Source organism: Alcanivorax sp. P2S70 (assembly GCF_000475295.1).
Taxonomy (GTDB): domain Bacteria; phylum Pseudomonadota; class Gammaproteobacteria; order Pseudomonadales; family Alcanivoracaceae; genus Alcanivorax; species Alcanivorax profundi.
The window spans coordinates 186,971-202,369 of the sequence record NZ_AXBZ01000003.1 but is presented as its reverse complement, the minus strand read 5'-3'; the positions used below and the strand labels follow the sequence as shown (position 1 = coordinate 202,369).

At 57.5% G+C, this 15,399-nt stretch carries 10 protein-coding genes; 5 read left to right on the top strand and 5 right to left on the bottom strand.

All coding sequences use genetic code 11. The annotated features are described in order from the left end of the window. Window positions 1-260: 260 nt before the first annotated feature. Together Q672_RS19145 and Q672_RS19140 are read left to right on the top strand one after the other, a co-directional pair. Window positions 261-869: a 1-acyl-sn-glycerol-3-phosphate acyltransferase gene (locus Q672_RS19145; RefSeq protein WP_022984018.1), complete on the top strand. Its 609-nt coding sequence runs from the start codon at window positions 261-263 to the stop codon at window positions 867-869. A 184-nt stretch (window positions 870-1,053) separates the two neighbouring features. Further along, the gene (locus Q672_RS19140) at window positions 1,054-1,563 is read left to right on the top strand and encodes a helix-turn-helix transcriptional regulator (RefSeq protein ID WP_160169796.1); all 510 of its coding nucleotides are present in this window, start codon (window positions 1,054-1,056) and stop codon (window positions 1,561-1,563) included. A 74-nt stretch (window positions 1,564-1,637) separates the two neighbouring features. On the opposite strand, the gene Q672_RS19135 is transcribed toward Q672_RS19140, so the two are convergent. From Q672_RS19135 to Q672_RS19120, 4 genes are all read right to left on the bottom strand, one after another. Next, a complete protein-coding gene (locus Q672_RS19135; RefSeq protein WP_022984016.1) occupies window positions 1,638-4,667 on the bottom strand; it encodes a parallel beta-helix domain-containing protein in 3,030 nt (1,009 codons plus the stop codon). A gap of 37 nt (window positions 4,668-4,704) precedes the next feature. Continuing rightward, complete coding sequence (locus tag Q672_RS19130) at window positions 4,705-7,203, bottom strand: membrane dipeptidase (protein WP_022984015.1); 2,499 nt, start codon at window positions 7,201-7,203, stop codon at window positions 4,705-4,707. A gap of 297 nt (window positions 7,204-7,500) precedes the next feature. Next, entirely contained in the window at window positions 7,501-9,096 is a 1,596-nt protein-coding gene (locus tag Q672_RS19125; protein ID WP_022984014.1) for an ABC1 kinase family protein, read from the bottom strand. Window positions 9,097-9,204: 108 nt separating this feature from the next. Further along, entirely contained in the window at window positions 9,205-10,374 is a 1,170-nt protein-coding gene (locus Q672_RS19120; protein ID WP_022984013.1) for a helix-turn-helix transcriptional regulator, read from the bottom strand. Between the two features lie 335 nt (window positions 10,375-10,709). Here Q672_RS19120 and Q672_RS19110 point away from each other — a divergent pair, with 335 nt between their 5' ends. The 3 genes from Q672_RS19110 to Q672_RS19100 all read left to right on the top strand — a co-directional run bounded on the left by Q672_RS19110 (window position 10,710) and on the right by Q672_RS19100 (window position 13,398). Beyond that, entirely contained in the window at window positions 10,710-11,624 is a 915-nt protein-coding gene (locus tag Q672_RS19110; protein ID WP_022984011.1) for a glutathione S-transferase family protein, read from the top strand. 139 nt (window positions 11,625-11,763) lie between these two features. Further along, entirely contained in the window at window positions 11,764-12,969 is a 1,206-nt protein-coding gene (locus tag Q672_RS19105) for a hypothetical protein (protein ID WP_022984010.1), read from the top strand. Window positions 12,970-12,981: 12 nt separating this feature from the next. Beyond that, on the top strand, window positions 12,982-13,398 hold the full coding sequence (locus Q672_RS19100) for a hypothetical protein (RefSeq protein WP_022984009.1): 417 nt from the start codon (window positions 12,982-12,984) through the stop codon (window positions 13,396-13,398). Between the two features lie 9 nt (window positions 13,399-13,407). On the opposite strand, the gene Q672_RS19095 is transcribed toward Q672_RS19100, so the two are convergent. Next, window positions 13,408-15,360, bottom strand: coding sequence for a monovalent cation:proton antiporter-2 (CPA2) family protein (locus Q672_RS19095; RefSeq protein ID WP_022984008.1), 1,953 nt, complete (start codon window positions 15,358-15,360; stop codon window positions 13,408-13,410). Window positions 15,361-15,399: the final 39 nt, after the last annotated feature.

Genomic DNA, 15,399 nt, shown 5'->3' with positions numbered 1-15,399 from the left:
GGGCTCGCCGCCGTGGTGTCACGGCGTAAAGCGGGACCGCAGGGCCCATAACACAATGACACCAGGACCCTGCGTTATGAATACCCTCATACTACGCGCTTATGGCGTCCACATGAAATGTGTGGCGAAGGGGGTTTTTCAATCTTTGTCATAGACCATGGGCACCGCCTGTCCACTGGGGCGCACGTTGGTCTTCAAGGTCAATGAGAGTCATCGGCGCCCTGCGTATGATCGCGGCACTTTTGTCGAGGATTCTGTTTATGGCCACCAGCGATTACCCGCGTCGCGGTAATGCATTTTCCCGGGCGTGCGCGCGCGGTTTCCTGAAGCTGATTGGCTGGAAGGTGGTCAGTCCGTTACCGGCCTTGCCCAAGGCGGTGATTATTGGCGGGCCGCACACGTCCAACTGGGATGGCATTGTGACCCTGGCCGCCATGATGCAACTGGGCCTGGATGCGCATGTGATGATCAAGGACAGTGCCTTCAAGGGACCGCTGGGTTCCTTGTTACGCTGGATGGGAGCCCTGCCCATTGATCGCAACAAGGCCGGGGGCGTGGTCGAGCAGACGGTCGCCCAGTTCAACGGCGCTGAGCAATTGTTCATGGTGGTGGCCCCGGAAGGCACGCGCGGTGGTGCAACACAATGGAAAACCGGGTTTCATCGTATCGCTCATCAGGCGGGTGTACCCATCATCGTTGCGACGGCCGATTACCGAAAAAAGGAAATCGATTTTCCGTTGGTGGTGGAGCCCGGTGATGATCTGGATGCAGATCTGGCCACGATCTTTTCTACCTATGCTTTGGTTCATCCTCGACACCCGGATAAGTTGTCCGCCCCGTTGAAAGCGTTGCGCGAAAAACAACGGTAAGACGTTCGGCTCCGTCAATACGCGTTCTGGATTCGGCTCATTGTCGAATTCCTGGCCGTTGTCCCTCTCATTGAATGACATCAACGAGAGGGGGACGCGCATGCAAGTTGCCACTGCTGTCAGATCAACCGCGAACCATCATCACCGTACTTCCAATCAAGATTTGGCTTTGCTGGAAGCACTGTTGGACAGTTTTTCCAGGGCGGTGATTGTCTGTGATCGCGCCGGGAACGTGGAGTATTCCAACCAGGCCGCTCAGCAAAAACTGAACCCTGGCTTGCTCGACATCTCGATCGGGCATGCCGGCACCGCCAATGGGGTGCGCTTTCAACGCGCGGTTCGCGCTCTGCGAACAACGGCGGCACAATCTCAGCGTCTCAAGTTGCAGACGGCTGACCGGGTTTGTGTGTTTCGGGTCGACTTTCTCGATGATCAACAGCGCTGGTTGCGGTTGGTGTCTTGTGATGGGGGCGCCAATGCTTCGCAAGCGCTCGCTCTGGCAGCGGAACAGTACCAGTTCACCCCGGCTGAAATGGATATTGCCCGTCATCTTTTACACGGCAGAAGCTCCGCTGAGATTGCCGCACTGCGCTGCAGTTCCCGTGAAACCGTAAGAAGTCAGATCAAGTCCTTGCTGCAGAAAACGGGAGTCCACCGTCAGGCTGCATTGATTGCCTTGCTGGGAGGGTACTGAAAAACCTCCCCGCAAGCGGGGAGGGAAGGTTGCCTCCCGCGAACGGGAGGCGGAGGGGGATGGGTAACGGACGTTTAGTTGCTGCAGCCATTGGCGTTGGTGTAGCTGCCATCGACCACATTATCGATCCACTGATCCAGCAGAACACTGGCTTCGCTGTGTGTCACGCTGCGGGCGATGGGGGGCATCATCCGTTGCGGGTCGTTTTCTGCGGCGAGCCGACAGGAAACGATGGAGGCGCTGGCATCACCGGGTACCAGTACATGCTGACGTCCACAGGAACCACCGCCGGTGGCAGTGGGTTTCTTGCACACGCCGTAGCTGGCATTCACATCACGGAAGTGATCCAGGTAGTAACCGGTATTGGAGGCGGCGCCCTTGTCGTTATGGCAGTGCTGGCAATTCACCTCCAGATAGGCTCGGACCCGGCTCTCGATATCCGCCGCTGAGTGGGCGGTCTCACCGCTGTCACCCGGGACATTCCAGCGCGGCAGATGCTCGATATTGGTGGCAACGCCATTGCTGATGGTCAGGGTCGGTACGCCGCTCAATATGCCCAGATCCTGCCATTGTTTGAGCTGGTTGATCTGCGGGAATCCCCCTTGGCCGCTGTTGCCCATGAACGCCGACTCCGGCTGATAAGCGCGATTCAGGTTTCGAGGCTTGGGACCAATCGGGGCGCTGCCGGCAGGTTGGTCATCATTGCCGTGACAGGTGATGCACTGGTTGGCATTGGGAATGCTATAGCTGGCGGTGCTGCCGGTGAGCAGGGTGCCGGAATCCGCATCCCGGTAGTGCCAGGATGCCGATGCGGTGCCGCCATTCATGGTCAGCCGGGCAACCTGCTTGCCATCCTTCTCTTCCCAGATATAGGGCAGGCCAGTCCAGACCGCACTGCCCTGGCTGTTTTTGCGTTTGATCAGCAGGCGGGTTTCCACCGGCACCTCTGTGCCATTGCTTTCATCGGTAAAGGCAAAGGTCTTGGCGATGACGGTGCCGTCCGGGAAATGGATACTTCCATTGGGGTTATTCCCTTGCTGGCCGTCGCGATACACCGCTTGTTCACCGGGCGGGACAAAAACAACCCGGTATTTGGTGGCGTAGTCGGAGAACAGTTTGCTGTTCAGGACAAAGGGCTGGCCGCTTTCGTTTGGCAAGCTGCGCGGGTCTTGCGGATCGGCAAACAGGTTGTACTGGTCCAGTGTCGGGCAGTTGTAGTTCAGCGCTTCGCGGTTGATTTCACCTTCTGCCACGTCGGCGGAACAATAGAAATCGACCACTTCATCGGAGGGGGCTGGATCGAATTCGCCGCTGGGCTCGAAGGGGGGAATGTCAACCCGCGGCAGCGGGGCCAGTGTTTTGCCAAAGCGGGCCTGACAGTCATGGTCAGACAGTCGGGTATCCGACGGCATATTGAGCAACCCTTCCAGTACGTCCAGCAGACCGGCAGGCGACAGGATCGACAGATCCTGGTCGGCAATGGCCAGTACCAGTTCCAGGCCGTCGGTGCCGTGGAAGTTAAGGTAAGGGGCGCTGTCTTCAGACAGCTCGTTGCTGTGAATGCAGGAGCCCCATTCCGGCTGGATACGTTGCTTGTTTTCGTCGAACTTGTAGGCGTTGTAGTGACAGCTGGGATTCGGATGCTCATTGGTGTGGACGGGTTTTCCGCTGTCCCACATCGGTACCGGATCGCCATTGCTGTCAACTGGATAAGGGCAGTCTTCATCCAGTTCGTCACGCAGACCATCCCAGACAATATGAGCGCCCTTGCCTTGATTGAGCACATTGGTAAGGCTGCCGAGTAACTGGGTTGGATCGTTCAGGGTCGGAAGGTTTTTCAGGCCGATAAGGAATGGCAAAACGCTCTCGACTTCGCCGTTGGCGACCTTTTCCAGGTCCGGTGGTGGCAGGTCGTAACCGGAGTTTTTCATCACGTTGTTGTGAATGTGAAGTCCCTCAGTATAGGGGTCCAGTTTGCGGTCAGCGGTTTTCCCCTTGCCATCGATTAATTCATAGCTGACGTAGATGACCGCAGCGGTGCTGTGATCTTCGAAGGTGTTATTCAGCACCTCGATGTTGTCATAGCCCAGAGTGATAAATCCGGTACCTCTTGGCACCGCGGAAACCAGTCCGCTGTGGGCAAAGTTATAGGTGTTGTTGTTACGTGCCACGTTATTGATCATCACCGAGGTATCCCCGTAACGGGTGATGTTCTCCAGGTCATAGATCAGGAAGGCGCCGGTATTACATTCCGCCAGGTTGTTGTCGTATTCCCCGCCCTGAACATTTTCGATTTCAAATCCCATGACGTTATAGGCGGCACGGCTGTCACGGATGATGGCGGTGTTGGTCTGACCGACATAAATCCCGGCGTCACTGGCACCGATGGATTCGCTGCCTTCGACCAGAATGTTTTCTGATTCCACCGGGTAGATGCCGTAGCGGCCGCTGGCGGAGCTGGGCACATAGTCCGGGGTGGGGTCGCCTTCATTGAAGGGGGGATTGGTACAGGAAACGTGGATTCTTTCCTCATAATTATCAGCGGTGATGGGCTCGCCACCACCGGACCAGATGGCTCGCACATTACGCAGGGTGCCCCATTTGACGCTCTTCAATTTAAAGGCATCGCCGGGGGAGTCGAGGATGGTCAGGTCTTCTACGGTAATGCCGCGAATGTTCAACGCTTCCAGCCCGGTGACGTTGACGCTGTTCTTGAACGACAGAATGGTCTCGTCCTTGCCGCAGCCCTTGATCAGCACGTCTTCGGTGGCTTGAATCAACAACCCCTGGTCGAGCTCGAAGTACCCGCACTCGAATTGCAGGGTATCTTTCGGGCGAAGTTGCACCATGGCATTGATCATGTCATCGGTGGCATTGTCGCCGGGGCTGATCAGGAAAATACGGCCGACCGTGTCGGGCGGGGTCTCGCCGTCGTTATCCTCGCCGCCGTTGTTGTCGCCATTGTCTCCACCGTTATCACCAGTATTACCGGTGGGGGTGTTGCTGGTTGTCGGGCTGCTGCTGTCGCTACCGCCGCAACCAGTCAGGGTCAGGGTGCTTGCCAGCATGGATATTGCCAGCGCGCGCCAAAGGTCATTTTTCATGATGGATTCCCCTCATTATGAAATCAGCAGGTGTTCGTTAGCGAACGGCCTGCTCCAGTCGTTCCCACATCCGTATGTAGGCTTCCGCCGAGGTGAATAACTGGTTCACAGCATCGTCCACCTGCTCCTGCGACCGGTCGCTGTTGGCCACCATGTCGGCAATCTGGTCCGGGTATAGCCCGTAGTGCGCCACGCCCCGGCCTTCGTACAGGCTGAAGGCATGGTCACCGGTGAGTTGTTTGTCGAACACCACGCGACCGTCCACGGAGGTGAATGGATAAAGCGTGTTTTCCTGATCGGGCGTGCCGGGGTTACCGGCCAAATTGGCAATGCCGTTGACGTCTGACGCAAAGGCGGCTCCGCCAAAGGGGCCGACCTTGTAACTGGCCGGGCGGGGGCGGTTGCCGTCGCGGGTGAGCTGGTCCACCCAATCGCCGCGGACGCTGCCGAAGGAGGCGGTAATCCCTCCCTGGTTGGCAACTCGGTCGCGCAACGCTTCGGTGCCACCCCAGCCGCCATGACTGTTGATGACCGGATACCCGCGCGGTGCTGTGAGATCGAGGATTTCGGTGGCGGCCTTGCGACTGATGTGATCGGTTTCAATCATCATCCCGCGCTTGGTCAGCTCCTCAATCAGGAAGAAGCCCAGGTCGGTGAGGCCGCGGGTGTTGCACAGGTGGTCGGTGCCACGACGCGGGTCGTATTCCGCCAGCCCTTCAGGGGTGGCGGGGAAACGGTCGCCGATATAGTCAATCTGGAACAGCAGCTGGTCGAGGATGCCCAGTGGCTGCAGGGCATCGGCCAGCGGGTTTTCGTTATCACTGTGGTGGTGATCCGGGCAGTTTTCGAACTCAATGGTATGGCCGGTTTCCAGCAGGTTGCCGCCGTAGAGAATGGCGCCGATACCAATGCCGCTGGACAGGTCTGGCAGGTGGCCGCCGAAGGCGTTATCAAACTTGTGCACCGGGAACAGGCTGCGTACATCCATGGCATAGAGTCGATCCAGCCGAGTCACGATCTCGTCCCGGGAGCACTCCGCGACACCCAGAAACTCTCCACAGTTTAGTGCCTTGGAGGCCTCGACCCCGAGGATGACGGCCATCTTGCCGTCTTCAATGACCTCGCGGGCCTGGCTGGGGCTGGTGACAATACGGAACCAGCCTTCACCGGGGCCGCCGTTCTGGGCATCAATATAGTCCTGCATGTCATGCATCAGCGTGGCCTGCATTTCGATGGCCGCCATGGTGTCGCAGTCATTCTGCTTTTGCGGGTTGAGCTGACAGAGAATCTCGTTGTGCACCAGGTGATTGACCAGCACTTTCAAGCCCGACAGGTGGGCACGTTCAATCCACTTGTAGTAGCTCTGGTGGTGCTGCAGGGAATTGCTTCTTGGCCAGTAGGGAAAATCCGGCCAGCCACGGGTTTCGTGGGGGCCGGGGGTGCTGGTCACTTGCTCCAGTACCCCGGTGAGGCCCTGGGGACCATGGTTCTCGGCGCAATCATGCAGCGCGTGATCCACCCCGAACTTGTGGAACGGATCACCGTAATTGATACGGCCACCGATAAATTCATAGGCGGAGATATGGCTGTGGGCGTCCACGTAGCCAAACAGGTCGTCGTCATCGATGCCTTCGGTCTGCTGGAAACGCGCAACGTCTTTCAGGTAAATGGCGGGGCCTGCGGCATCGACACTGGCGCTGAGGCTGGCTTCGGGGTAGTTGGCGCAGCCGTCAGCGGCGTGCAGGGTAAAGCGGGTGTTTTCTGCTTCCAGGCCGGGGGAGGTCAGGGTAAGGCCGTCATCGGTGGCGGTCAGTAACAGACCGGTGACCTGGGACGCGAGGGTGAATTGCGCCTCGTCACCGGGATTCAGGTTCCAGACGCTCAGATCGCTGGCCTGATTAACGATCCCGAGGCGGGGTTGAACCGTGATGTCCCCCAGTCCACCACCGATCCCGCCCAGGGATTCCCCCAGTTCGCGCAACAGCCCACCCAGGGGGGCGACCGGATCCAGTACCAGATTCAGGGTGTCGCCGAGACCGGAGACCAGGTAACTCAGTTCGCCGATGAAATTGCCGCTTTGATCAAGGAATTCACCGGCCGGGTCGCTGATGCCCAGCAGTTGTTTCTGTCCGCTGTTGCCGCTGTCCCGCTGGTAGTCGGAGAGTAGCAGGTAGCTCCCCAGCGCGGTCGGTTTCATGTAGAACGCTGTCGCCTCACTGGCGTTGCGTGTGGTCTGGTAGCGCTGAGCGTCGTTGTCTGCCTGCAGGAAGTTGCCCTGGCTTTGCAGCGTGTAACAGCCGTTGGCGAAACCGTAGCGGTTCAGCGGGGTGGGGTCGACCGGGGTGGGAGCGTCGTCTTCCCCTTCGTCGTCGGGGGGCTCGGGTGACGGATCTCTGGGTTGTTCGCGGTTGTTTCCGGTCGCTGGTCTGTCGCTGTTGCCATCACCGCCGCAGCCGGCAAGCAGGCCGCCCGCGGTGGTGACCAGAAACAACAGATACAGGAACGACCTTGTGGAGGTCTGGCTGAGTTGTAGCATGGCTAACCCCTTTGGTGGGTCCGTCTGCGCGGACCGCATTCTTGTCTTATGAATTATTAGTACGTTTGTACAACTTTGGGGCGGCGTGGAGCTGTAGCGTTATTGTCAATGTTGGTGAGTGTTTCTTTGCACCGGTAAGAGCGGTGCAACATCGATCAAGGGGATGAGCGTCAAGAGGAGAAGGAATCAGGGGGGGCGTAATAGGTGGAGGGGACGCGCTGCGCATGAGCGAGCGTCCCCTCCATGTAAACCGTTTTTATATGAAGCGGTAAGCGCGTATAGCTCACCGCAGTGGCGTCACGCGGCCAGGCGGGGAGGGTCCAGAGGGCGGGTCAGGTAGCCCAACATAATGGCAGGGATATCCACGGTAGGCTGGTAGTGAAGGAACAGTCCTCCCAGGGTGCCAAAGACCCGTGCCAGCATGATGAAGTCGCCGGGCATCTTTTCCACGGGGTCATGCTCCAGACGGGCGAGCAGGGCCGTGACCTGTTCCATGACTTGCTCGGCACTGGGCCAGCCCTGTTGCGGGGACGGATTGATGATGCTGTCACGGACTTGATCCAGAATCGCCGCCACAAAGGCCAACAGGGTGTCGGGATTGCCGCTGCGGGTGCGGAATCCCAGTTGCGACAGGGTGTAGCCAATCACCTGACGGTCATCGACGACGCAAGCCTGCAACACCCGGAAGTAACCGCGACGGGCGTCATCGGTCAGCGCCTGTGCGCAGCCGAAGTCCAGCAGTACCAGTTCGTCATGCTCATTGACCATAATGTTGCCCGGGTGCGGGTCGGCGTGGAACAGACCTCCGTGCAGTACCTGGGCAAACCAGGCATTGAGCAGGTTGCCAAGCATACGGCTGGTGCGCTCGGGGTGCGTGTCATGCAGGCGATCGAGCACTGTGGTCAGTTTGTTGCCCTGGACAAACCCGGTGGTCAGCACTCGCCGGGTACTCAGGCCGGGGATCAGGGAGGGGGTGGTGATCCCTTCTACCGTTTCCAGTTGCTGGCGGATTTGCTGCATCACCCGCGCTTCGCGGTGATAGTCCAGTTCTTCGCGTACTGTGCGCTGAATCTCGCTGACGATGGTGTCCATATCCATGGGCGGCAGGGCCGACTTCACGGCGTCCATGAAGACTTTCAGCAGGGTCATGTCCAGCTCCACCAGCTCGTCCAGGCCGGGGCGCTGTACCTTGACGGCGACCTCCTGGCCATCCAGCAGACGGGCACGATGGACCTGCCCGATGCTGGCGGCGGCCAGCGGATCACGATCAAAGTGGGCAAACAGTTGTTCTACCGGTTTGCCGAATTCTTCCTCCAGCACCTGACGGACTGTCTCATAGGGCAGCGGGGAGGCCTGGTCCTGCAGTACCGCCAGTTCATCGATCCAGGCTTGCGGCAGCAGATCGGGACGACTGGACAGCAGCTGGCCGATTTTCAGAAAGGCGCCACCTTGCTCCAGGGAGGTTTCGCAGAAACGGCGAGCGTTACGCTGATGCAGGGCCTGAAGGGCACTGTCTCGCATGCTGGCAGGCAGAAAGGCGGAACGGGTGCCCCACAGGCGATAGCTTGCTACCACACGGGTCAGCATCCAGCCGGTGACGGTCAGCCGCTTGAGGCGCATTGGCCAGCGGCGGGCCTCATCGGCCAACAGCTGCATTTCCTCGTTGACGGCCTGGGCGCCACGGCCGAATGCCTTGCATGCGGTGATGGCTTGATCGGCGAGTCCACGGCCTTGCCAGGCGGTACGTTCAATCGCACGGATGCAGCCTTCTACAACGGCAATCCAGGCTTTGAGCCCGCTATCTTTCTGTTTCTGGGTAGCGAAGTCATTCAGGGGTTGCCAGCTAGGCGTGCGGTCTTTGCCGCTGACTTCGACAGGTTCAGGGTGTTTCATTCGGCACCTCTCGGCTACCTTGTGAATAGTTGTTCACAAAGATAGAGGGTGAATGGAAGACCTGCAAGAAAAAAGTGTCAGCTGTCGGTCAATATTATTAACTAATTGTTATGAAAGCGTTTTTACCAGCATTGCCACCAGCTCTGTCTGTTTCCTGTAGCCGTTTTTACTCAGTAGATTCTTGATGTGCTGGCGCGCGGTGTGAACGGATATGCCATTTTTGTCTGCAATTTCTGCTGCTCCCAGACCATGCACCAGTTCGGCGGCAATGGCGGCCTCGGCAGGGGTGCACAGGAACAGGGACTGCAGTTTGCCGAGATCCGGTGTCATGTCGATACGGTAGTTGAACAGTTCAGCCAGCAAGCCATTATGCTCAGCTCGCTCGGACTGCAGAGGTGTGAGGCAGATGGCAATGCGTTCATCACGATTTTCCACAAACAGGGTGTGAGTATCGGCGCGCCCCTGATTGGCATTGACCAGGTTGGTGGTGATGGCGTCGGCAAGCTGACGGCTGAGTCGGTCATCACTGCTGGTGAGTCGCTGATTGGAGCCAATATGCAGGCTTTGGCTATTGTCGATCAGGGTGCGGGCGGCCTGGTTGGCCTGGGCGATGGTGGCCAACGCATTGAATACGATCATGGGTTTGTTCACGTGATCCAGTGCCATGGCCAGACTTTCGTTATCGCTGCTCGATTGGTAGAGCTTGAAGTGCAGGGTAATGGCATTTTCGATATGCGGGGCCAGCAGGTTCATCTGCAGGATTTCCAGCTCGCTGTAGGGGCCGAAATCCTTGTGGCGGTTAGCCATGAAGACCACATTGGTGTCTGCCTGACGAGTGACCAGCATCCCGGCGCTGTCCCCCATCCCCACGGCTTCTGCCCAGGCTCGGCTTTCCGGATTGAGCATGTCGAGAATGGTCTGGCTTTCGTCGCCGCGCAGGAAGGAATCGAACTGCCTGGGCGGCAGGTGGCGAAAACGTGTCAGGGCTTCGTCTCGCTCTGGCAGGTCGCTGTTGATATACCACTGCTCGAAGCCTTCCGGGTAGCCAAACGTCCAGCCGTATACCAGCCGCTGAGGGTTGTCGCTGACACCCAGGATGCCACCTTGCAGTGCCTTGAAATGTGACTGGAAAGCATCAAAAAAAGGCTGGAAGCCCCGGCTGTCATGGAGGCACGCATACAGTATTCCCACCAGCTTGTTGTAGGCCTGGAATTGTTGCGATGTGAGGGTGGCCTCTTCCGGGGCTGACTCATGAAGATCGGTCGAGACCAATGCCATCTGATGTCCAGTGTAATTGCGGGAGACGATGACATTATCAACTGTCATGGAATGAAGGCCAATGACACTGGTTCCCCTTCTTATCACCGTTTGTCTGTCAATTCTCCCACAAACCTGGAATGGCCTGTCCCTAATGCAGGTCTGCATAGCCTGTCGTTCGAGGAAAGGATGGAAGCACGCTATCGAAAGGTTTTGCCGCTGGCTGGTGGACTGGATATCAACGACGGGCAGCCCCTCTCGGGTCATGATGACCGTTAAGATCAAGTGCTGATAGCGAGGGACATTGACGCGATAATATCATCAGCCCACGCTTGGCGTGTATTTGAGGGAGCATTATGTCTGAACTGATCCTGCACCATTATCCACTTTCGCCTTTCTCGGAAAAGATCCGTGCCATGCTCGGGTATACCGGGTTGCCATGGTGTTCGGTTATCACCAGCGAAATGCCACCTCGGCCGTTGCTGGCTCCGTTAGCGGGTGGGTATAGAAAAATACCGGTAGCACAGATCGGAGCCGATGTGTTTTGCGATACCCGAACCATTACCCAACAAATCGCGGAGCTGTCTGGCAACCCGCGGCTAACCCTTGACGGGGTCAGTGAGGAGGAGCGTGCGTTTGTGAGGGAGGCCGACCTGACACTGTTTCTGGCCTGCATCCTTTCATCGACCAGCCTCAAACTGAATCTCAAACTGTTTCGGCATTTCTCTCTGCGGTCTTTGTTGCGATTTTTTCGCGACCGGATACAGATTGGTCGAACTTCTTCTGTGCCTCGAATGGGGCTGCGCGAGGCCCGGCATCGGGTCTGTCAGCATCTTTCAGAAATGGAATCACGCTTGAAGGGCAACCCGTGGCTGTTTGGGGATGCACCATCTATAGCGGATTTTAGTGCCTACCATGGCCTATGGTTTTTGACGGATGTAGCCGAAAGTGCCTTGGTGAAGGATTATCCTGCCGTGGAGGAGTGGATGCAGAGAATTCGCTCGTTCGGGCATGGGCACAGTATTGGCATGACGGGAGAGGCGGCGCTGGATATGGCCCGTCAGGCCGCTCCGAAAACGGTCGACAGTGGTAGCGATGTATTGCTGGGCAAGGAGGTGGTTGTCGCCCCGGACGATTATGCCCAGGTTCCAACAAGAGGGGTTCTGGTTGGGGCCACCGGGACGGAATGGATTCTGGCAATCAATAATCTGGCGGTCGACAGAGTCCATGTGCATTTTCCCAGAGAGGGGTTTCAGTTAGAGGCTGGTTGAGGGATAGGCTTGTATCGTTTCACGGGTTCCGCATGACCGCACTACAATAAAAAGAGGAAAGCATGGGTAACAAGCGAGATTGGCTGGGGGCCTTGGCGCTCACGGCATCGGGGCGGTGTGTGCCGACCAGGCACTCACCATGGAAGCATTGGATAAGCGGCTGGCTTCACTGGAAGAAAGCTCTGCGTCATCTGCTGCGAGTGCTGTGTCCGACCGGATTAGCCTCAACGGCTTTATCACCTACGGGGTGACCCGCCATAACGTTCACCAGAATCAGGGCCCGGGAGGCCCTGGTCCGATGGCAAATCCCAACGCCGGTGACCCCTTCTATTACCGTGAACGGACCAGCGATGATATCTCCCATCGGGAGTTGTCCCGAGTGGGTGTGCAGATCAACGCAGAGATCAATGAACGCACAGAAGCCGTCATGCAAATTCTGGCGCGAGGCCGCGACAATTACGACGCAGAGGCCCAGTGGGCCTATATCGATTATGCGATTACCCCGGATCTGCATTGGCGTGGTGGTCGTTTGATGCTACCGAACTCGATGCATTCCCAGTATCTGAACGTAGGCTATGCCTATCATTGGGCTGCACTGCCCAGCGAGGTGTATAGCATCGTACCGTTCGACACCATGGATGGAATGGATCTTACCTGGAGTTTCCGTACCGGCAGTCTTTCTCATGATCTGAGTGCATTTTACGGCAGCCTTGACGTGCCGGATAACACCCTGCCTTTCACGGTCATTTATGAAGGCCGGAATTATGTCGGTATCAATCTGCGATCCCGTTGGCATGATGTTTCTACCTGGTTGAGTTACAGCCATGCGGAACTCAGCGCAGATCTGTCAGGAGGAGGGCTTGCCAGTGCCTCCCTTGATGGTGTGCCAATCCACGGCAACAGTGTGGGCTTGCAGTACGATAATGGTTCGTTGGTATTCATGGCCGAACGTTCGTCGTTGGTGCCTCATGCCTGGTTTCCCGAGCGTTGGGGTGGGTATGTGACGACGGGGTATCGGTTCGGCAAATGGATGCCGCATGTGACTTGGGGAGCCACAAATTCTCAGGATAACTCCGACGTGTTTTCTGGCGGCGACCCTGTGAGCATTTCCCTGGCTCAGGCCAACATGATCCGGTCAAAGAGCTGGACATTCGGGTTGCGCTACGAATTGGCGGCAGGAGTGGATATCAAGCTTGAAGCCCAGCAGTTTTATGACATGAGCAGTGACAAATTCCTGGCTAGCGGGAGTAACGTCAATGGCATGTTCACGACCAGCACAATGGCTGGGCCAATAGAACGCGATGACCCTACGGTGTATCGCATCACTGTTGATGCCGTATTTTAAGGGGGGCAGCTCATGAAGAAACAACAATGGCTATTCTCCCTGATTCTGTTGCTGCCGACTCTGGCGCTGGCGGACATTGTGGTGGTCGTCGATAAAAACTCGCCCATTACCTCTATCAGCCAGTCCCAGATACGTCAGCTTTATCTGGAAGGGAACGGAAAAGTGGGCGGGGTGTATCTCAAACCCCTGGACTTGCCCGAGCAGGACCGACTGCGTGATCGTTTTTATTTGGCTGCAGTTGGCAAGACGCCCGCGCAGATGAAGTCGTACTGGGCGCGAATGATTTTTTCTGGTCGCGGTGTTCCGCCACGGAGCGTGTCGGGTGTATCAGCCATGAAAGTCATGCTGGAAAATAATCCGGAACGAATCGGATATTTGCCGGCCAGCGAGGTGTCGGGGAACCTGCGGGTGTTGTACGAAATCCGATAGGCGGACGGGTCAGCCGAGTAGCAGTTTGCTCTCGGCTGCTTCTACCGAATCCAGTGCCCCATAGAGAATGACGGTGTCATCCTGAAGCAGCACGATCTCTTCCGATGGGTTTTCAAGGGTTTGGCCTTTGCGTTTTATCGCGCGGATCTCAACGTCTTTGAGTGGGCAGTCGTCAATCCGTTTGCCAATTGCCCGCGCCTGTTCGGTGAGTGTGACAGCATGGAGAAGACGATAGGGATTGCCTGCACTGTCCGCTGCGGGAAAGCTGTCACCGTGGTAGTAACCTTGTAGCATCCGGTAGCGGTCACGGCGGGTTTTCCTCAGCATCGCCAGCACGCGGTCAAAGGGGACGTCCAGCATCATTAGCGCATGCGCTACCAGCATCAGTGATGCCTCCAGCACTTCCGGCACAACTTCCGCAGCCCCTGCCCCAGTCAGTATATCCAGATGCGTATCGTCACGGGTGCGTACCAATACCTGAATCTCGGAATTGATGTCGCGGGCAGTGTGGATGATTCGTTCCGCCAGCCTGGCGTTGTCGAAGGTCACCACCAACAGCCGGGCACGGTGTATCCCGGCTTTTTCGAGAATATCCTTGCGACTGGCATCGCCAAACAGGATTCGTTCCCCGGCAGCTCCCGCTTCCTGAAGCCGCACCAGATCCATGTCTACCGCAATGGCTTGATGGTGAAACCGCGTCAGGTAACGCATCAGATTCTGACCCACGCGGCCATAGCCACAAAGAATCACATGGCCTGTCACTTCTGGCGACAGGGGATGTTCGTCCGGTATCTGCATCCAGGGGCTGAGGATGCCGCGTGTGAGGTGCCCGCTTTTCTGGATCAGGGCGGGAGTCACTGCCATGGTGAGAACAGTGATGGATACCAGCAAGCCGGCATTTCCCGGTGTCATGATTTGGTGTGATACTGCCAGTGCCACCAGTACGAAACCGAATTCTCCACACTGGGACAAGACCAGACCACTTCGCAATGCGTTATCGGTTCTTTCCCCCAGCAACTTAAGCAGTCCGGTAACGATGGTCGCCTTGAACAGCATGATGGTAGCCGCCGCAAGCAGGATCCAGAGCCACTGATCTGCAAAAAGATCCGGGTCCACCAGCATCCCGACACTAATAAAAAACAGGCCCAGCAGTAGGTCTCGAAAGGGGCGAAGATCCGCCTCGATTTGATGACGAAAATGGCTTTCTCCCAGCATCATGCCCGCCAGGAAGGCGCCCAGAGCCATGGAAAGTCCCATCCAGTGAGTCACCCAGGCTGCCACCAGCGCCAGCAGCAAGGCGGTCATGACAAAGACTTCGTCCGAGCGTGTGCGTCCGGTTTCCTCCAGAAGACGGGGCAATACCCACTTGCCGGCAATGTAGATCCCGGCGAACAGCAGTAGCGATTTTCCCAGCGTTACACCGGTCATCTGCCACAGCTGGTCACTGTCACCTTGGGCAAAGATGGGCAGCATGACCAACATGATCACTGCCGCCAGATCCTGGAAGAGCAGGATCCCGGTCGCGGAGCGACCATAACTGGTGTTGACGGCGCCGCGGCCGATGATTTCCCGTATCACGATGGCGGTGGAAGAAAGGGCCAGCGCACAACCGGTAATCACTGCGGTGATCGGTGAGAATCCGAGGGCTCGCATCACCAGAAACACCGCTCCCCCCGTCAGGATCACCTGTAACGGTCCGGCGCCAAAGACCACGCGTCGTAGTGTCAGGAGTTGGGGGATGGAAAACTCCAGCCCAAGGGTGAACAGCAGGAAAACGATGCCGAATTCTGCCAGGTGCTGGATGTTCTCCAGGTCCTGGATCCAGCCGAAGCCGAAGGGGCCTGCAGCCAGACCGCACATCAAATAGGCAAGAATCGGGGGCATATGTAGCCGCCGGAATAGCACCACGGCGGCAACCGCAGAGCCCAGCAGGACAACTATCAGCGTGAGGGCATCGTGCATGTTTCTGGATATCCTTTTTCAGAATACCCAGTGTAGCAG